This is a genomic window from Thermus sediminis (genome assembly GCF_003426945.1).
In the GTDB taxonomy this organism is placed as follows: Bacteria; Deinococcota; Deinococci; order Deinococcales; family Thermaceae; genus Thermus; species Thermus sediminis.
Map to the genome: position 1 here is coordinate 991015 of NZ_QURO01000004.1, position 17493 is coordinate 1008507.

16 protein-coding genes are annotated in these 17493 nt (G+C 69.0%); 7 read left to right on the forward strand and 9 right to left on the reverse strand.

Features of this window, described 5'->3' with window-relative positions; genetic code table 11:
- The first annotated feature begins 11 nt into the window (after nt 1-11).
- Genes ATI37_RS05955 through ATI37_RS05965 form a run of 3 tightly spaced genes read left to right on the forward strand, consistent with a single transcriptional unit; the run spans nt 12 to nt 2694 of the window.
- Nucleotides 12-896 (forward strand): aldo/keto reductase, encoded by an 885-nt coding sequence (locus tag ATI37_RS05955; RefSeq protein WP_117237559.1) that lies wholly within the window; start codon nt 12-14, stop codon nt 894-896.
- Between the two features lie 10 nt (nt 897-906).
- Nucleotides 907-2133: an adenylosuccinate synthase gene (locus ATI37_RS05960; protein WP_117237560.1), complete on the forward strand. Its 1227-nt coding sequence runs from the start codon at nt 907-909 to the stop codon at nt 2131-2133.
- A gap of 9 nt (nt 2134-2142) precedes the next feature.
- Complete coding sequence (locus ATI37_RS05965; protein WP_117237561.1) at nt 2143-2694, forward strand: Uma2 family endonuclease; 552 nt, start codon at nt 2143-2145, stop codon at nt 2692-2694.
- Here ATI37_RS05965 and trpD read toward each other — a convergent pair.
- The 7 genes from trpD to ATI37_RS06000 form a co-directional block, all read right to left on the reverse strand.
- Nucleotides 2691-3680, reverse strand: a complete 990-nt coding sequence (gene trpD / locus ATI37_RS05970; RefSeq protein WP_117237562.1) for an anthranilate phosphoribosyltransferase — start codon at nt 3678-3680, stop codon at nt 2691-2693. The two genes, ATI37_RS05965 and trpD, sit on opposite strands and share 4 nt — an antisense overlap.
- Entirely contained in the window at nt 3668-4249 is a 582-nt protein-coding gene (locus ATI37_RS05975) for an anthranilate synthase component II (RefSeq protein WP_117237563.1), read from the reverse strand. The genes trpD and ATI37_RS05975 overlap by 13 nt, the downstream gene beginning before the upstream one ends.
- Complete coding sequence (trpE, locus tag ATI37_RS05980) at nt 4246-5634, reverse strand: anthranilate synthase component I (RefSeq protein ID WP_117237564.1); 1389 nt, start codon at nt 5632-5634, stop codon at nt 4246-4248. The genes ATI37_RS05975 and trpE overlap by 4 nt, the downstream gene beginning before the upstream one ends.
- 139 nt (nt 5635-5773) lie before the next feature.
- Nucleotides 5774-7324 (reverse strand): L-glutamate gamma-semialdehyde dehydrogenase, encoded by a 1551-nt coding sequence (gene pruA / locus ATI37_RS05985; protein WP_117237565.1) that lies wholly within the window; start codon nt 7322-7324, stop codon nt 5774-5776.
- Nucleotides 7325-7333: 9 nt separating this feature from the next.
- Nucleotides 7334-8257 carry a proline dehydrogenase gene (locus ATI37_RS05990; RefSeq protein ID WP_117237566.1) on the reverse strand — a complete coding sequence of 308 codons (924 nt, stop codon included), beginning with the start codon at nt 8255-8257 and terminating at the stop codon, nt 7334-7336.
- Complete coding sequence (locus tag ATI37_RS05995) at nt 8254-8913, reverse strand: GntR family transcriptional regulator (protein ID WP_117237567.1); 660 nt, start codon at nt 8911-8913, stop codon at nt 8254-8256. Before ATI37_RS05995 ends, ATI37_RS05990 begins: the two co-directional genes overlap by 4 nt.
- 41 nt (nt 8914-8954) lie before the next feature.
- Complete coding sequence (locus ATI37_RS06000; RefSeq protein WP_408646650.1) at nt 8955-9845, reverse strand: DUF4032 domain-containing protein; 891 nt, start codon at nt 9843-9845, stop codon at nt 8955-8957.
- Nucleotides 9846-9957: 112 nt separating this feature from the next.
- Between ATI37_RS06000 and ATI37_RS06005 the strand changes: the two genes are divergently transcribed.
- Nucleotides 9958-11139, forward strand: a complete 1182-nt coding sequence (locus tag ATI37_RS06005) for a glycine C-acetyltransferase (RefSeq protein WP_408646651.1) — start codon at nt 9958-9960, stop codon at nt 11137-11139.
- Nucleotides 11139-12350, forward strand: coding sequence for an Eco57I restriction-modification methylase domain-containing protein (locus ATI37_RS06010; protein ID WP_117237569.1), 1212 nt, complete (start codon nt 11139-11141; stop codon nt 12348-12350). Before ATI37_RS06005 ends, ATI37_RS06010 begins: the two co-directional genes overlap by 1 nt.
- Here the strand turns inward: ATI37_RS06010 and ATI37_RS06015 are convergent.
- The gene (locus ATI37_RS06015; protein WP_232822453.1) at nt 12332-12742 is read right to left on the reverse strand and encodes a hypothetical protein; all 411 of its coding nucleotides are present in this window, start codon (nt 12740-12742) and stop codon (nt 12332-12334) included. The two genes, ATI37_RS06010 and ATI37_RS06015, sit on opposite strands and share 19 nt — an antisense overlap.
- A gap of 129 nt (nt 12743-12871) precedes the next feature.
- On the opposite strand from ATI37_RS06015, the gene ATI37_RS06020 reads away from it, so the two are divergent.
- Both ATI37_RS06020 and hrpB read left to right on the forward strand, forming a co-directional pair.
- Nucleotides 12872-14776, forward strand: coding sequence for a DNA topoisomerase subunit B (locus tag ATI37_RS06020; RefSeq protein WP_117238534.1), 1905 nt, complete (start codon nt 12872-12874; stop codon nt 14774-14776).
- Nucleotides 14776-17061, forward strand: a complete 2286-nt coding sequence (gene hrpB, locus ATI37_RS06025; protein WP_117237570.1) for an ATP-dependent helicase HrpB — start codon at nt 14776-14778, stop codon at nt 17059-17061. Before ATI37_RS06020 ends, hrpB begins: the two co-directional genes overlap by 1 nt.
- Here the strand turns inward: hrpB and ATI37_RS06030 are convergent.
- Nucleotides 17058-17486: a hypothetical protein gene (locus tag ATI37_RS06030; RefSeq protein WP_117237571.1), complete on the reverse strand. Its 429-nt coding sequence runs from the start codon at nt 17484-17486 to the stop codon at nt 17058-17060. The two genes, hrpB and ATI37_RS06030, sit on opposite strands and share 4 nt — an antisense overlap.
- Nucleotides 17487-17493 lie beyond the last annotated feature (7 nt).

Genomic DNA, 17493 nt, shown 5'->3' on the forward strand with positions numbered 1-17493 from the left:
GGCAAAGCGGCATGAACCCCCTTTTCTCCCACACCATGGGCCTCGGCACCTGGGCCTGGGGGGACCGCCTTTTTTGGGGCTACGGCCGGGAGTACGGGGAGGAGGACCTCAGGAGGGCCTTCGCGGCGAGCCTACAAGCGGGGATCCGCCTCCTGGACACCGCGGAGTTCTACGGCTTTGGCCTTGCCGAGGAGCTTCTGGGGCGCTTCATGGCGGAAACGGGGCAGAGGCCCTACCTGGTGAGCAAGTTCTTCCCCTACCCCTGGCGGCTTTCCCGGAGGAGCCTGGTGGGGGCCCTCAAGGGGAGCCTGAAGCGGCTTGGGGTGGAGGCCCTGGACCTCTACCTCCTCCACTGGCCCTGGCCCCCCGTGCCCCTTAGGGTCTGGGCCGAGGCCCTGGCGGAGGCCTACGAGCGGGGCCTCGCCCGGGGGGTGGGGTTCTCCAACCTGAGCCTGGCCCAGCTGGAGGAGGCCAAGGGGGTGCTGGACCGCCACCGAGTTCCCCTCCTTACCCTGCAGGTGGAGTATAGCCTCCTGGTGCGGGACTGGGAGGCCCACCTCCCTGCTTTGCGCCGGGAGGGGATCGCCCTCATGGCCTATAGCCCCTTGGCCATGGGCTGGCTTTCCGGCAAGCTGGACCCGGAGAAGCCCCCCGGGGGCTACCGGGGGAGGAAGTACCGCCCCCTCCTCCCCAGGGTGAAGGCCCTCCTCCCCGTCCTAAAGGAGCTCGCCCAGGCCAAGGGCACCACCCCCGCCGCCCTCGCCCTCCGCTACCTGGTGGAGAAGGGAGCCCTCCCCATCCCCGGGGCCAAGAACGAGGCCCAGGTGCGGCAAAACGCCCTGGCCCTCGCCCTCCGCCTCACCCCGGAGGAGGTGGCCCGCCTCGAGGCGGCGTAAGCTTAGGGGGATGCCGGGAGTCGCCATCATCGGAGCGCAGTGGGGAGACGAGGGCAAGGGCAAGGTGGTGGACGCCCTGGCCCGGGAGGCGGACTACGTGGTCCGCTACCAGGGCGGGGCCAACGCCGGGCACACCGTGGTGGCCGAGGGGCGGGTCTTCAAGCTGAACCTCCTCCCCTCCGGGGTCATCCACCCCCACGCGGTGAACGTCCTGGCGGACGGGATGGTCCTTGACCCCTTCCGCTTCCAGGAGGAGCTGGAATCCCTGAAGAGGGAGGGCTTCCACCCCCAGGTCCTGGTCTCCGAGAGGGCCCACCTGGTCCTCCCCCACCACAAGCACGTGGAAAGCCGCCACAACTTCGTGGGCACCACGGGGAGGGGGATCGGCCCCGCCTACTCCGACCGGGCGAGAAGGGTGGGGATCCGGGCCGGGGACCTCCTGGACGAGGAGGTCCTGAGGGAGAGGGTGCGCCGCCTCCTCTTTGAGAAGCCTAACTCCACGAAGGAGGCGGGCTGGGACACGGAGGAGAAGGCCCTGGAGGACCTGGGGCGGATGCGGGCCATCCTCGAGCCCTACATCGCCGACACGGGAAGCCTCCTCCGGGAGGCGGTGAGGAAGGGGAAGCGCCTCCTCTTTGAGGGGGCCCAGGCCACCCTCCTGGACCTCAACTACGGCACCTACCCCTACGTGACCAGCTCCCATCCCACCGTGGGGGGCATCCTGGTGGGCACGGGGCTTTCCCACAAGGCCCTCACCAAGGTCTACGGGGTGACCAAGGCCTACGCCACCCGGGTGGGGGAAGGCCCCTTCCCCACGGAGCTCCACGGCCCCCTGGCCCACCACCTGCGTGAAAGGGGCGGGGAGTATGGGACCACCACGGGCAGGCCCCGCCGGGTGGGCTGGCTGGACCTGGTGGCCCTCCGGTATGCCTGCGAGGTGAACGGGTTTGACGGCCTCATCCTCACCAAGCTGGACGTGCTTTCCGGCCTGGAGAAGGTGAGGGTGGCCGTGGAGTACCTGGACGGGAGCCGCCCCGGGGAGGCCAGACCGGAGGCGGTGCGCTACCTGGAGCTCCCGGGCTGGGGGGACCTCGCCGGGGTGCGAAGGCGGGAGGACCTGCCGGAAAGCCTCCTCCGCTACCTGGAGCTGGTTGAGGAGCACACGGGCGTCCCCGTGGTGCTCTTCTCCACCAGCCCCAGGCGGGAGGACACCTTTGGGGCGGTAAGCTGGGTTTAGACTAGGGCTATGGCCCGGAAAGCCCCCCTCTATCAGGCCAGCTTTGAGGAGTTTTTGGCCCTCGAGGCCACCTCCCCCGAGCGCCACGAGTTCGTGGAGGGCCTGGTCTTCGCCATGGCCGGGGGAACGGACTACCACAACCGCCTGGTGGCCCGCATCCTCCTCGCCCTCCTGCCGGCGGCGGAAAGGGCAGGGTGTGAAGCCTTCGCCGAGGGCATGCTCCTCAAGGTGGAGGACGCGGCCTATTACCCGGATGTGTTCGTCACCTGCGAGGAGCCCTTAGAGGGGGCCCGGTACAAGAGGACCGCCTGCCTGGTGGTGGAGGTCCTCTCCCAGGGAACGGAGGCCATAGACCGAGGAGAGAAGCTCCACCGCTACCGCAAGCTCCCCGGGCTTCAGGCCTACGTCCTGGTCTCCCAGGAAGCCAAGCGGGTGGAGGTCTACCGCCGCCTGCCCGACGGTAGCTTTCGCTACGAGGTGGTGGAGGAGGGCCAGGTACCCCTTCCCTGTGTGGAAGCCTCCTTGGACCTGGAGGCCCTCTACCAGGGGCTTCCCGTCTAGCCCTTGAGGAAGGCCACGTACCGCTCCAGGAGGAGGTAGGCCTCCCCCGAGGCCAGAACCTCCAGGGCCAGGCGCACCCCCTCCTCCAGGGTGGGGACTTTCCCCGCGGCGTAAAACCCCGCCCCCGCCGCCAGGGCCACGGCCCCCCCTAGGGGCCCCTTCTCCCTCCCCTTGAGGACCCTTCGGGCAAGCTCGGCGTTCTCCTCGGGGGAGCCCCCCCTTAGGGCCTCGAGGGGGGCCCGCCCCAAGCCCACCGCCTCCGGGGTGAGGGCGTAAGCCCCCTTCCCCACCTCCACCACCTGGTTCTCCCCCAAGACCAGCTCGTCCGCCCCCTCCCCGTGGACCACGAGGCCCTTGGCCCCAAGCCTCCCTAGGGCCTCGGCCATGGGGGAAAGCCACCCAGGGCTAAAGACCCCCAGCACATACCGGTCCGCCCCGGCGGGGTTGGTGAGGGGGCCCAGGAGGTTGAAGACGGTGCGGATGCCCAGCTCCGCCCGCACCGGGGCCACGTGGCGCATGGCGGGGTGGAAGACCCGGGCGAAGAGGAAGCCGAAGCCCAGGGCCTCAATGGCCTCCCCCACCCTTTCGGGAGGGGCCTCGAGGTCCACCCCCAAAGCCTCCAAGAGGTCCGCGGAGCCCGCCTTGGAACTCGCCGCCCGGTTCCCGTGCTTGGCCACGGCCACCCCGCCCGCCGCCGCCACCAAGGCCCCCAGGGTGGAGAGGTTCAGGAGGCCCTTCCCATCCCCCCCGGTGCCCACGAGGTCCAGAAGGGGGCGCCGGCCCACCTTGAGGGGCCTCGCCGCCTCCCGCATGGCCCGGGCCATGGCGGCAATCTCGTGGGGCCTCTCCCCCCTTAAGGCCAGGGCGGTGAGGAGGCCCGCCGCCTTCACCGGGGAGACCTCCCCCCGCATCAGGGCCCCCATGAGCCCATAGGCCTCCTCCTCCCCCAGCACCTCGCCTAAAAGGGCCTTCTTCAGCGCCTCCATGGGTCCTCCAGGAAGTTCTTGAGGATGAGTTTACCGGCTTCCGTGAGGTAGCTTTCCGGGTGGAACTGGACCCCGTGGGTGGGGAAGTCCCGGTGGCGGAAGCCCATCACCGTCCGCCCCCCCGCCTCCTCCACCCAGGCGTTGACCCGAAGCTCCTCGGGCACCGCCTCCACCACCAAGGAGTGGTAGCGGGTGGCGGGGAAGGGGTTGGGCAGGCCCCGGAAGACCCCGGTGCCGTCGTGGTGGATGGCGCTCACCTTCCCGTGCATGACGACCGGGGCCAGCACCACCTTCCCCCCGAAGGCGGCCCCGATGGCCTGGTGCCCCAGGCAGACCCCCAGGATGGGGTAGCGGGGGGCGTAGCGCCCGATGAGGGGAAGGGAAAGCCCCGCCTCCAAGGGGGTGCAGGGCCCGGGGCTGATGAGGATGCGGTCCGGGTCCAAGGCCTCCACCTCCTCCAGGGCGAACCGGTCGTTCCGCCAGACCACGGGCCTCGCCCCCATCTCCCCCAGGTACTGGACCAGGTTGTAGGTGAAGCTGTCGTAGTTGTCTATCACCAAAACGGTCATAAACCCGCCTCCGCCATCTCCACCGCCTTGAGGAGGGCCCTCGCCTTGTTCAGGCACTCCTCGTACTCCCTCTCCGGCACCGAGTCCGCCACGATCCCCGCCCCCGCCTGGACGTGCATCCGCCCCCCAGCGATGACGAAGGTGCGCAGGGTGAGGGCCATGTCCATGGCCCCGTCGTAGGCCAGGTAGCCGAAGGCCCCCCCGTAGGGGCCCCTCCGGTGGGGCTCCAGCTCCTCGATGATCTCCATGGCCCGGATCTTGGGGGCCCCGGAGACGGTGCCCATGGGGAGGACGCTGGCCAGGGCGTCCAAGGGGGTCTTCCCCTCGGCCAGGACCCCTTCCACCGTGGAGACCAGGTGCATCACGTGGGAGTAGGGCTCCACGTGCAGGGGCTCGAGGACCCGCACCGTGCCGAAGGCGGCCACCCGGCCGATGTCGTTGCGGGAGAGGTCCAGGAGCATCACGTGCTCCGCCCGCTCCTTTTCGTCCTTTAGAAGCTCCTCGGCAAGCCTCCTGTCCTCCTCCTCGTCCCTCCCCCGGGGCCTGGTGCCCGCGATGGGCCGGGTCACCACCCTCCTCCCGTCCGAGCGCAGGAGGCTTTCCGGGCTGGCCGAGACCAGGACCACCTCCCCCAGGTCCAAGTAGCCCATGTAGGGGCTCGGGTTCACGCTCCTTAGGGCGCGGTAGAGGGCGAAGGGGTGGACGGTGAGGGGGGAGGAGAGCCTTAGGGAGAGGACCACCTGGAAGATGTCCCCAGCGCGGATGTAGCCGAGGGCCTTCCTGACCGCCTCCAGGTAGGCCTCCCGGCTCATGTCCGCCTGGAAGCTGGCCCTCCCCCCCGCCCGCTCCCCCGGCACCCCGGGGAGGGGGCCCTTGAGCCTCCCCTCCGCCCAGGCCAGGCGCGCCTCCGCCTCCTCCGCGCTTTGGGCCGGGGCCACCAGGTGGAGGAGGCTTTTGGTGTGGTCAAAGACCAGGACCACCTCCGGCTCCACGAAGAGGAGGTCGGGGAGAGAGAGGTCGTCGGGCTTGAGGCTAGGAAGTTTTTCGTAGTAACGGATGAGATCGTAGGCCGCGTACCCCACCACGCCCCCGAAGAAGGGGGGGAGGTCGGGGTGGCGCTCCAGGGGGGCGGAGACGGCTTCGTAGAGGGTGCGCAAGGGGTCTTGGGCCTTCACCTTCTCCCCGTTCACGGTGAAGACCCCGTCCTTAAGGCGGAAGGTGCGCCTCGCCCCCACCCCCACGATGGAGAAGCGGCTCTGCCGCCCCCTTTCCACCGATTCCAGGAGGAAGCTCACGGGGGCCTTTTCCGAAAGCTTCAGGTAGGCGGTCACCGGGGTTTCCAGGTCCGCGAGGAAGGTCCTGCGAAAGGGTCTTATGGGTTCCATGCCGCCCCCTAAAAGAACCCCCCGGGGCCTACCCCGGGGGAAAGACCGCCTCCCTCCCGGGGCCTAGCCGGGCCACCAGAAGGAGGTCGGGGTCATGCTCCCAGGATAGCCCAAGGGGGCCTCCTGGGTCTAGGGGGTCCTAAAACCGCTCGGCCACGGTCTTCATCTCCAGGAAGTGGAGGAGGTAGTCGGGGCCGCCCGCCTTGGTGTCGGTGCCGGAGAGGCCGAAGCCGCCAAAGGGCTGGACCCCCACCAGGGCCCCGGTGATCTTGCGGTTGAAGTAGAGGTTCCCCACGTGGAACTCCCGCCTCGCCCTCTCCAGGTGCTCCCGCTTCCTGGAGTAAACCCCGCCCGTGAGGCCGTAGACGGTGTTGTTGGCCACCTCCAGGGCCTCGCCGAAGTCCCCCACCCGGATCACGGAGAGCACGGGGCCGAAGATCTCCTCCTGGGCGATCCTGGCCGTGGGGGGCACCTCGGTGAAGACCGTGGGGGCGAGGAAATAGCCCTCCCCTTCCAGTCGCTTTCCCCCAAGGACAAGCCTTCCCTCCCCCTTGCCGATCTCGATGTAGGAGAGGATCTTCTCCTCCTGGGCCTTGGAAGCCACGGGGCCCAGGTCGGGGTTCTCCTCCGCCGGGCCCACGGTAAGGCGCCGGGCCCGCTCCAGCACTCGCTCCAACACGGGCTCGTAGGCCCCTTCCGTGAGGATGAGGCGGCTTGCGGCGGAGCACTTCTGCCCCTGGAAGCCGTAGCCGGAGACCAGGATGCCCTCCGTGGCCAGGTCAAAGTCCGCGGTCTCGTCCACGATGATGGCGTCCTTGCCGCCGAGCTCCAGGAAGACCCGTTTGAGCCACCTCTGCCCCGGGGCCAGGCGGCTTGCCGCCTGGTGGATGAAGAGGCCCACTTCGAGGCTCCCCGTGAAGTTGATGAACCGGGTCCTGGGGTGGTCCACCAGGTAGGCCCCCACCTCCCGCCCCTCCCCGGGGAGGAGGTTCACCACCCCCGGGGGGAAGCCCGCCTCGTGGAAGACCTCGAAGGCCTTGGCGGCGATGACCGGGGTGACCTCCGCGGGCTTGGCCACCACGGTGTTCCCCACGGCCACGGGCCCGGCGATCATCCCGGTGAAGATGGCCAGGGGAAAGTTCCAGGGGGCGATGACCACCCCCGCCCCCAGGGGCAGGTAGAAGCTCTCGTTGTCCTCCCCGGGGTAGGGGACCACCTCCACCGAGGGGTACTTGTACTTGAGGGCCTGGCGGGCGTAGTACTCCAGGAAGTCGATGGCCTCGGCCACCTCGGCGCTGGCCTCGGTCCAGTTCTTGCCGATCTCGTAGACCAAGGTGGCCTCCAGCTCCCGCCGCCTCCTCTTCATGAGGGCCGCCGCCTTGAGGAGAAGGCGGCTACGGTCCTCCTGGGGCCAGTCCTTCCAGGCCTTAAAGGCCTTCCAGGCGGCCTCGAGGGCGGCCTCGGCCTCCGCCTTCCCCCCCTTGGCCACCGTCCCCACCACCTCGCCCGGGGCGGAAGGGTTTAGGGAGGCGATCCTCTCCCCCGTGTCCACCCACTCCCCCCCGAGGTAGAGGGGCCAGTGGCGGCCAAACTCGGCCCTGACCCGCCTCAGGGCCTCCCGCATCTCCCGCCTGGTCTCTTCGCTGGCGAAGGTCTCTATGGGCTGGTTCCGGAAAGTTTCCACGGTCATAAGCTCCTCCTAGCCTCCTAAGAGGCTTCTCAGCACCAGAAACAGGTTCTCCGGCCTCTCGGCGATGCGCCGGGTCAGGTAGGGGTACCAGTCCTTGCCGTAGGGCACGTAGGCTCTTACCCTGTACCCCTCCTGGGCCAGGCGCCTTTGCGCCTCGGGGCGCACCCCGTAGAGGAACTGGAACTCAAAGCCCTCCCTGGGGACGCCCATGGCCTTTGTGTAGCGCTTCACCTCGGCGATGAGGCGGGGATCGTGGGTGGCGAAGGCCACGTAAAGGCCTTCCTTTAGGGCCAGCTTCCCCAGGTGCAGGAACTCGGCGTCAATGAGCCGCTTGTCCTGGAAGGCCACCTCCTTGGGCTCCCGGTAGGCCCCCTTGACCAGGCGCAGGTTGGGCCGGTAGGGGAGGAGGTCCCAGAGGTCCTTTTCCGTGCGGAAGAGGTAGCTCTGGAGGACGAGGCCCACCTGGGAAAACCCCTCCTCCCTTAGGCCCTTGTAGAGGCGCAGGGTGGCCTCCACCCGGGGGGAGTCCTCCATGTCCAGGCGGACGAAGACCCCCCTGGGCTCGGCCTCCTTGAGGATTTCCCTTAGGAGCTCCCGGGCCAGCCCCTCGGAGAGGTCCAAGCCCAGCTGGGAGGGCTTGAGGGAGACGTACTTGGGCCAGGGCCTTTGGGCCAAGGATCGGACTAGATCCAGGATCTGCCCCTGAAAGGCCCTGGCCTCCCCCTCGCTCCTCACCATCTCCCCTAGGAGGTCCAGGATGGCGTGGACGCCCTTCTCCTCCAGGGCCTCCGCCGCCTTTAGGGCCTCCTCTAAGGTCTCCCCGGCCACGTAGCGCCGCACCAGGCCCCGGGCCCGGGTCTTGATGAGGCGCTCCACCCCCTTCCTCCCCGCCACGCTAAGGACAAAGGACCGATAGGCCAAGTCCAGGCTCATACCTCCTCCAAAAGCCGCCCTACCACCAGGTCGCGGAAGCGGAAGACGTGGGCTTCCACCGCCCGCCTGGCCCCCTCGGGGTCCCGGGCCCTCAGGGCCTCCAGGATAGCCTGGTGCTCCCGCCGGGTGGCCTCCTCCTGGGAGAGCATGGGCACCGCGCTTCGGACCAGGGCCAGGGTGGCGAGGAGGTCCTCGTAGAGCCCGTAGAGGGTCTTGTTCCCGGAGAGGCGCACCAGGGTGCGGTGGAACTCTAGGTCCCGGCGCATCTGCTCCGGGTAATCCCCCTCGGGGGCCTCGTCTATGGCCTTAAGGGCGGCCTCCAGCTGGGATAGCTCCCACGGCGTGGCCCGGAGGGCCGCCTCCCTGGCCGCCTCCCCCTCCAGAAGGGCCCGTGCCCCATAGACCTCCTCCACCTCTTCCGGGGTGAAGACCCTGACCCTGGCCCCCTTGCCGGGGACGAGCTCCACCAGCCCCTCCTCCGCTAGGCGCATGAGGGCCTCCCGCACGGGGGTGCGGGAAACCCCAAGCTCCTTGGCCAGGAGGGGCTCGGAAAGCCTTTCCCCAGGGGCGAAGCGGCCGGAGAGGAGGAGGCCCCTGAGGTGGCCGTAGACCGCCTCGCGCACCTGGTTGGGCCGGCGGAAGCCCGTGACCTGCATCCTGTATACAGGATAACCCGAGCCTCGCCCTGGGGCAACCCCTATCGGCCAAGAAGCCCCTTGAGGCCACCCCCAAGCCGCTTCCACCAGGACCCAAACCGCGCCTCGTAGCTCCGCGCCGCCTCCTCGAGGCCCAGGCCCACCCCCAGCTCCTGGGCCAGGAAGTGGCGGTGGTCCATGACCCAGAGGTAGAGGTCGGCCTCCGCGCGCCCGGGGAAGCCCCTGAGAAGCCCCAGGCGGCGGATGGCCTCGAGGGTGGGCCGGTAGAGGTTCTGGTACCAGTCCACCACGGCCTCCTCCCAGGAGACCTCCCGCCCCTCCTCCAGCCCCTTGAAGTACCGCCGGGTGACGATGTGGTCCAGGAGGAGGTCGTACCGGCCTAGGGTGGTGAAGCGGATCTCCTCGGCCTCGGGCACCAGCTCCTTGAGCCTGGTCTTCTCCAGGAAGTGGGCGTACTCCGCCTTGAGGATCAGGTCCTTGAGGGTATCCCCTGGCTCCACGGGAACGGGGACCTCCAGGGCGATGACGTAGGCGTCTAGGTACCTCTGCCCCGTGGCCTTGGCCAGGGCCACCCGGTGGTTCCCGTCCTTGACGAAGTAGGCCTCCCCCACCTGGTAGACCTCAATGGGGGGAAGCTCCACCCCCTCGAGCTGGAGGGCCCTGAGCCTCTTCCAGCGCTCCAGGGTGTGGGGGGTCTTGGGGAGGAAGGTGTGGTCAAAGTCCTCATAGCGGTCCACGGAGCCCACCACCCTGTCCACCTCTATGGTCTTTAGGCCCAGGTGGTGCTCCCCCTTGGGCCTCAAGGCCAGGGCCTGGTGGAAGGGGAGGAGGGCGTTGGGCTCTCCCTTTAGGCGGTGCAGAAGCTCGTGGAGCCTGGCCCTGAGCTCCAGGCGCTCCTTTTCCGACTGCACCTGCCACGCCTTCATGTCCATGGGATTTGGAAGCGCTCCCAAGCGCTCCTGGGCCCAGGGTAGCATGGCTTTGTCAAGAGAACAAGAGGACCTAGACAAAGCGGGAGCTTGGGCGTTAGATAGGGGCGTGGGCGTGAACCTGAAGGCGCGGATCGCGGAGGAGATCGCCAGGCTCAAGGCCGAGGGGCTCTACATCCAACCCAAGGTCCTCGAGGCCCCCCAGGAGCCCCTCACCCGGGTGGAGGGGCGAGAGGTGGTCAACCTGGCCTCCAACAACTACCTGGGCTTCGCCAACCACCCCTACCTCAAGGAAAAGGCCCACCAGTACCTGGAAAGGTGGGGGGCGGGAAGCGGGGCGGTGCGCACCATCGCCGGCACCTTCCCCTACCACCTGGAGCTGGAGGAGGCCCTCGCCCGCTTCAAGGGCACGGAGACCGCCCTCGTCTTCCCTTCGGGCTTCACCGCCAACCAGGGGGTCCTGGGGGCCCTCCTCAAGGAGGGGGACCTAGTCCTCTCCGACGAGCTGAACCACGCCAGCATCATCGACGGCCTCCGCCTCACCAAGGCCACCCGGCTCGTGTACCGCCACGCCGACGTGGGCCACCTGGAGGAGCTCCTGAAGGCCCACGACACGGAAGGCCTCAAGCTCATCGTCACCGATGGGGTCTTCTCCATGGACGGGGACATCGCCCCCTTGGACCGGATCGTCCCCCTGGCCAAGAGGTACGGAGCGGTGGTCTACGTGGACGACGCCCACGGGAGCGGGGTCCTGGGGGAGAGGGGGGAGGGCACGGTGCACCACTTTGGCTTCCAAAAGGACCCGGACGTGATCCAGGTGGCCACCCTCTCCAAGGCCTGGGCGGGGATCGGGGGGTATGCGGCGGGGGCCATGGAGCTCAAGGAGCTCCTCCTCAACAAGGCCAGGCCCCTCCTCTTCTCCACCACCCACCCCCCGGCGGTGGTGGGGGCCCTCCTTGGAGCCCTGGAGCTCATAGGGAAGGAGCCGGAGAGGATCGGAAGGCTTTGGGAGAACACCCGCTACTTCAAGAAGGAGCTCGCCCGCCTGGGCTACGACACCCTGGGGAGCGAGACCCCCATCACCCCGGTGCTCTTCGGGGAGGCGCCTTTGGCCTTTGAGGCGAGCCGCCTCCTCCTAGAAGAAGGGGTCTTCGCCGTGGGCATCGGCTTCCCCACCGTGCCCCGGGGGAAGGCCCGGATCCGCAACATCGTCACCGCCGCCCACACGAAGGCGATGCTGGACAGGGCCCTCGAGGCCTACCAAAAGGTGGGGCGGAGGCTCGGTATAATCCGCTGATGCCCCTTCCCACCCTCTTGCTTCCCGACGCCACCCCCAAGAGCCTGGGCCGGGTGGAAACCCCCCCTGAGGTGGTGCGCTTCATGGTCTCCTTGGCCGAGGCTCCCAAGGGGGGGAGGGTGCTGGAGCCCGCCTGCGCCCACGGGCCCTTCCTCCGGGCCTTCCGCGAGGCCCACGGGACGGGCTACCGCTTCTACGGGGTGGAGGTGGACGGGAAGGCCCTGGACCTCCCCCCTTGGGCCGAGGGGGTCCTGGCGGACTTCCTCCTCTGGGAGCCAGAGGAAGGGTTTGACCTGATCCTGGGGAACCCCCCTTACGGGGCCCTAGGGGCTGGGGCCAGGATTTCTGCTGCGAGGCGCGCCGCCTACCGCCAGCGCTTCGCCACCTGGCGGGGGCGGTACAACCTCTACGGGGCCTTTTTGGAAAAGGGGGTGCGCCTCCTGAAGCCGGGAGGGCTTCTCCTCTACGTGGTCCCGGCGGGCTGGGTGGTCCTTTCCGAGTTCGCCCTTCTCCGGGCCTTCCTGGCCCAGGAGGGGGAGACCGAAGTCCACTACCTGGGAAAGGTCTTCCCTGGCCACAAGGTGCGGGCCAGCGTGGTCCGCTTCCGCAAGGGGGGGAGGGGGCTTAGACTTCGGGAGGGGTTTTCGGGGGAGGTGCTCTGGGAAGAACCCTTCTGGGGAGGGGAGATGGTGCGCTTCCCCGACCCGGAGGCCCTGAGGCGGGAGCGGGAGGGCGTGGCCCTAGGGGCGCTTTTTCATATCCACTTCGCCGCCCGGAGCCCCGAGGTCAGGGCCCACCCCCTGACCCAAAGGGCCCCGGGCCCAGGCCTTGTGCCCGTTCTCACGGGAAGGAACCTCAAGCCGGGGGAGATCGACTACGAAACCCCCCACTCCGGCCTCTACTTCCCCAAGGCGGCGGTGGGCCATCTCAAGCCCTTCTACGCCCTCCCCCGCCTGGTGGTGGCCCACACCCGCCACTACCGGGTGGTGGCCGCCTGGGACGGGCGGGCCCACCCCTGGCGGGAGGAGTTCCACCTCCTGCCCAAGGAGGGGGTGAGGGTGGACATTCCGGGGCTGCTCGCCTACCTGAACGGCCCGGAGGCCCAGGCCCATTACCGGGGGCTCTACCGGGAGGTGGTCCCCCACCTCACCCGGGCCATGCTGGAGAGGTTCCCGGTGCCCCAGGAGCTCGTTCACCGGCCCGTGAAGTAGACCCTAAGCACGAGCCCCACCGCAAAGAGGAGGCCGATGGCCACGAAGACCTCGGGGCGCTTGGGAGGGTCCTTGAGGCCGCGGTGGAACCAGGCCCCGGGCTGAAGCCCCCCCAGGTAGTGGAGCCCCACCGCCAGGAGCAGGCCGTAGAGGAGGTGCATCCCGTCCTGGGGGCGGAGGCCCTGGAAGAAGAGAAGGAAGCCCAGGACCACCTGAAGGATGGCCACCCAGGCCGCCCCCCTGAGGAAGGCGTAGAAACGGGAAGAGAGGGGACGGAAGAAGCCCAAAAGCCCATAGAGGGCCAGGAGGGGCACTAAAAGGAGGAGAAGAACCCCCAGGAGAGCGTGAGCCTGGAGGATCAGCCCGGTCAGGGTTGCGTTCGGGAACGGCATGGCCTCATCATAAGGCCCAGGGAGCCCGCATTTTGGGAAAAAGACCAGTATAGGCCCATAGGTGGAAGGGGGCTTCGCCCCTTTCCTATGGGGAAAATCCCCGAGGTCGGGATGTGGTACACTGAAAGGGTGAGCTACGACGCGTCCGCCATCAAGGTGCTCAAGGGGTTAGAAGGGGTGCGCCACCGCCCCGCCATGTACATCGGCGGCACGGGGATGGAGGGGTACCACCACCTCTTCAAGGAGATCCTAGACAACGCCGTGGACGAGGCCCTGGCGGGCTACGCCAAGGAGATCGTCGCCACCTTAAACCCGGACGGCTCCCTCACCGTGGAGGACAACGGCCGGGGCATCCCCGTAGACCTGATGCCCGAGGAGGGGAAGCCCGCGGTGGAGGTCATCTACACCACCCTGCACTCCGGGGGCAAGTTTGAGAGCGGGGCCTACAAGGTCTCCGGGGGCCTCCACGGGGTGGGGGCCAGCGTGGTGAACGCCCTCTCGGAGTGGACGGTGGTGGAGGTCTTCCGGGAGGGAAAGCACTACCGGATCGCCTTCAGCCGAGGGGAGGTGACCGAGCCCCTCAAGGAGGTGGGCCCCGCCCCCAAGGGGAAGACGGGCACCCGGGTCACCTTCAAGCCCGACCCCTTGATCTTCGGGAACCTGGCCTTTGACCCCAGCAAGCTCCGCGCCCGCCTCAAGGAGGTGGGCTTCCTGGTGGCGGGGCTTAGGCTCGTCTTCCGGGACCTCATCCACGGCAAGGAGGAGGTCTTCCAGGACAAGGGAGGGGTGGCCTCCTTCGCCAAGGCCCTGGCGGAGGGGGAGGAGCTCCTTTACGAGAAGCCCTTTTTCCTCCGCGGCCAGGAGGGGGAGGTGGAGGTGGAGGTGGGCCTCATCCACACCAAGAGCTACAACGCCGAGATCCTCAGCTACGCCAACATGATCCCCACCCGGGACGGGGGGACCCACCTCACCGCCTTCAAGTCCGCCTACAGCCGGGCCCTGAACCAGTACGCCAAGAAGGCGGGCCTCAACAAGGAAAAGGGGCCCCAGCCCACGGGGGATGACCTCCTGGAGGGCCTTTACGCGGTGATCTCGGTGAAGCTTCCCAAGCCCCAGTTTGAGGGGCAGACCAAGGGGAAGCTCCTAAACCCCGAGGCGGGGACGGCGGTGGGCCAGGTGGTCTACGAGAGGCTCCTGGAGATCCTGGAGGAGAACCCCCGCATCGCCAAGACCATTTACGAGAAGGCCCTAAGGGCGGCCCAGGCCCGGGAGGCAGCGAGGAAGGCCAGGGAGCTGGTGCGCCGCCAGAACCCCCTGGAGTCCGACGACCTCCCCGGGAAGCTCGCCGACTGCCAGACGGAAAACCCCGAGGAGGCGGAGCTTTTCATCGTGGAGGGGGACTCGGCGGGGGGAAGCGCCAAGCAGGGCCGGGACCGCCGCTTCCAGGCCATCCTGCCCCTGAGGGGCAAGATCCTCAACGTGGAGAAGGCGGGCCTCTCCAAGGCCCTGAAGAACGCCGAGGTGCGGGCCATGGTGGCCGCCATCGGGGCGGGGATCGGGGGCGACGGGGAGGCCCACTTTGACCTCGAGGGCCTCCGCTACCACAAGATCATCATCATGACCGACGCCGACGTGGACGGGAGCCACATCCGCACCCTCCTCCTCACCTTCTTCTACCGCTACATGCGCCCCCTCATCGAAAAGGGCTTCGTCTACATCGCCCAGCCCCCCCTCTACCGCCTCCAGGTGGGGAAGCGGGTGGAGTACCTCTACTCCGACGAGGAGCTTTCAGCAAGGCTCAAGGAGCTTGAGGGCAAGGGCTACGAGGTCCAGCGCTTCAAGGGCCTGGGGGAGATGAACCCCGAGCAGCTCTGGGAGACCACCATGAACCCCGAGAGGCGGGTCTTGAAAAGGGTGGAGCTCCAGGACGCCCTCGAGGCCAGCGAGCTCTTCGAAAAGCTCATGGGCCAGGAGGTGGCCCCCAGGCGGGAGTTCATTGAGGAGCACGCCCGCTACGCCCAGATCGACGTCTGATGGACTGGATGGGAGAGGCGGTGGCCCTCCTCAAGAAGGGGGGCCGCCTCCTCCTCAAGGCCTACCCCGGGGCGGGGAAGAGCACCCTCTTTCCCCTAAAGCTCCTCCCCGCTCTGCCTGGGAAGATCCTCCTCTTCCAGCCCAGGCGGGTGGCGGCCCGGGCGGTGGCGGCAAGGCTGGCGGAGAACCTGGGGGAGCCCTTGGGGAGGACCGTGGGCTACCGGGTGCGCCTGGAGGGGCGGGAGGGCCGGGAGACCCGCCTCCTGGTCATGACGGAGGGGCTTCTCCTCCGCCTCCTCCTGGAAGACCCCACCCTAGAGGGGGTCTCCGCCGTCCTCCTGGACGAGGCCCATGAGCGCCACCTGGAGGGGGACCTGGCCCTGGCCCTCCTCCTCAAGGTGCAAGAGGCCCTCCGCCCCGACCTCAAGCTCGCCCTCCTCACCGCCACCCCCGACGGGGACCTGGAGAGGGCCCTGGGAGGGGAGGTCCTGGCCCTCGAGGGGGAGGGCTACCCGGTGGAGGTCTTCCACCTGGACCGCCCTCCCCAGGGCCCCCTGGAGCCCCTGGCCGCCCGCTACGCCCGGAAGGCCTTCCTGGAGGGGGAGGGGGACGTCCTGGTCTTCCTCCCCGGCAAGGCGGAGATTGAGCGCACCCGGAGGCTTCTAGAGGACCTCCCCACCTTCCCCCTCCACGGGGGGCTTCCCCTTAGGGAGCAGGCCGCCCTCCTCAAGCCGGGCCCCAGGAAGATCGTCCTGGCCACGGACGTGGCCGAGACCAGCCTCACCCTGCCCCAGGTGCGGGCGGTGGTGGACACGGGCCTGGCCAAGAAGCCCCGCTTTGACCCCAGGACCGGCCTCACCCGCCTGGCCCTCGTCCAGATCCCCGAGGACTCCGCCCGCCAAAGGGCGGGCCGGGCGGGGCGCACCGGGCCGGGGCGGGTCTATCGCCTCTACCCCAAGGGCCCCTTCCCCCCCAAGCGGCCGGAAATCCTGGAAGCGGACCTCTCCCGGGCCCTCCTCCTGGCCCTGGCCTTCGGGGAGAGGCTGGAGGGGCTTCCCCTTCCCACCAAGCCCCCCAAGGGAGCCCTGGAGGCCGCCTGGAGCCTCCTCCGCCTCCTGGGGGCGGTGGAGGAGGAGGCCCTGACCCCTTTGGGGAGGCGGATGCTCACCCTCCCCACCCACCCCCGCCTGGCCCGGCTGGCCCTGGAGGCGGAGGAGGCGGGCCTCCTCCCCCTAGCCGCCGACCTCATGGCCCTCCTGGAGGAGGGCCTCCCGGAGGGGGAGAAGGACCTCATGGCCCATCTGGAGGCGCTCCTCGAGGCCCGCCGGGGAAGCCCAAGGGGCCTGGCCCAGGTGGAGAGGACGAGCGCCCTCTGGCGGGGGCGGTTCGGCGTGGACCCCCTTAGGACCCTTCCCCACCCCGAGGCCGTGGGGAGGCTCCTCCTCGCCGCCTACCCCGACCGGGCCGCGGAGCGCCTGGCCCCCGGGCGGTACCGCCTGGCCACCGGTCCCGCCCTGCGCCTGGAGGAGGGCCCCCCTTACCTGGTGGCCGTGGGGGCGGACCTCTTGGAAAGGGAGGGCCGGGTCCAGCTCTACGCTCCCCTCTCCCGGGAGGACCTTCTGGAGCGAGCGGAGGTGGCCCTGTGGACCGGATGGGAGGAGGGGAGGCTTAAGGGCTACCTGGAAAGGCGCCTGGGAGCCCTGGTCCTGGAACGCCTTCCCGTGGACCCCGGCCCCCCCACGGAGGCCCACCTCAAGGAGGCCCTGAAGGAGGGCCTCCCCCTCCCCGAGGAGGCCAGGCAGGTGCTCCTCCGCCTCCGCTTCCTGAGGTCCCAGGGGGTGGGGGTGCCCGATCTCTCCGAGGAGGCCCTCCTGGAGAACCTCTCCTGGCTTTTAACCTGGACGAAGGGGGTGCGCCGCCAGGAGGACCTGAAGGCCCTCCCTTGGAAGGAGATCCTCCTGGGCCTCCTGGGGGAGGGGCGGGCCCTTCTGGAGAGGCTGGCCCCGGAGAGCGTCCCCCTCCCCGGTGGGAGGAGGAAGCGCCTCCGCTACCGGGAAGATGCCCCGCCCCTCCTCTCCCTCCGGGTGCAGGAGGCCTTCGGCCTCAAGGAGACCCCGAAGGTCCTGGAGGGCCGCATTCCCGTGGTGGTGGAACTCCTCTCCCCCGCCGGACGGCCGGTCCAGGTCACCCAGGACCTGAGGAGTTTTTGGGAAAAGCGCTACCCCGAGGTGCGCAAGGAGCTCATGCGCCGCTACCCCAAGCACCCCTGGCCAGAGGAGCCCTAGGGCCTGAAGAGCTCCGCCCTCACCCCAAGCCCCTGGGCCCTGGCCACCCAAAGGGGGTTGTCGTCCAGGTAAGTGGCCTCCTCCGGGGAGAGGCCCAGAGCCAGGAGGGCCATCCGGATGGCGGAAAGCTTCTCGGGGTGGTAGAAGGCCCCAATGCCCTCGGGAGGCGGCAGGTCCGCCACCAGGTAGAAGGGCTCGGGGAAGGTCAGGAGCCGCCTCCGGAAGGCCTTTGGGTAGAGGCGGGAGGCCCCGGGGAAGAGGGCCTCGAGGGCCCCTGGCCCCTCCTCCTTCAGGCGGGGAAGGAGCCCGTAGAAGGCCTGGGAGAGGTAGAAGAGGGGCTCCCCGCTCTGCTCCGAGAGGAGGCGGAGGAGGTGGGGCTCCACGGGCTCGCAGTAGACCCCGGAGAGGTCCAAGAGGTAGACCACGGCCCAA

Bases quoted from the DNA above. Each gene is read 5' to 3' on its own strand.
- ATI37_RS05955 (WP_117237559.1), top strand. From the start codon at position 12: ATGAACCCCCTTTTCTCCCACACCATGGGCCTCGGCACCTGGGCCTGG.
- ATI37_RS05960 (WP_117237560.1), top strand. From the start codon at position 907: ATGCCGGGAGTCGCCATCATCGGAGCGCAGTGGGGAGACGAGGGCAAG.
- ATI37_RS05965 (WP_117237561.1), top strand. From the start codon at position 2,143: ATGGCCCGGAAAGCCCCCCTCTATCAGGCCAGCTTTGAGGAGTTTTTG.
- trpD (WP_117237562.1), bottom strand. From the start codon at position 3,680: ATGGAGGCGCTGAAGAAGGCCCTTTTAGGCGAGGTGCTGGGGGAGGAG.
- ATI37_RS05975 (WP_117237563.1), bottom strand. From the start codon at position 4,249: ATGACCGTTTTGGTGATAGACAACTACGACAGCTTCACCTACAACCTG.
- trpE (WP_117237564.1), bottom strand. From the start codon at position 5,634: ATGGAACCCATAAGACCCTTTCGCAGGACCTTCCTCGCGGACCTGGAA.
- pruA (WP_117237565.1), bottom strand. From the start codon at position 7,324: ATGACCGTGGAAACTTTCCGGAACCAGCCCATAGAGACCTTCGCCAGC.
- ATI37_RS05990 (WP_117237566.1), bottom strand. From the start codon at position 8,257: ATGAGCCTGGACTTGGCCTATCGGTCCTTTGTCCTTAGCGTGGCGGGG.
- ATI37_RS05995 (WP_117237567.1), bottom strand. From the start codon at position 8,913: ATGCAGGTCACGGGCTTCCGCCGGCCCAACCAGGTGCGCGAGGCGGTC.
- ATI37_RS06000 (WP_408646650.1), bottom strand. From the start codon at position 9,845: ATGGACATGAAGGCGTGGCAGGTGCAGTCGGAAAAGGAGCGCCTGGAG.
- ATI37_RS06010 (WP_117237569.1), top strand. From the start codon at position 11,139: ATGCCCCTTCCCACCCTCTTGCTTCCCGACGCCACCCCCAAGAGCCTG.
- ATI37_RS06015 (WP_232822453.1), bottom strand. From the start codon at position 12,742: ATGCCGTTCCCGAACGCAACCCTGACCGGGCTGATCCTCCAGGCTCAC.
- hrpB (WP_117237570.1), top strand. From the start codon at position 14,776: ATGGACTGGATGGGAGAGGCGGTGGCCCTCCTCAAGAAGGGGGGCCGC.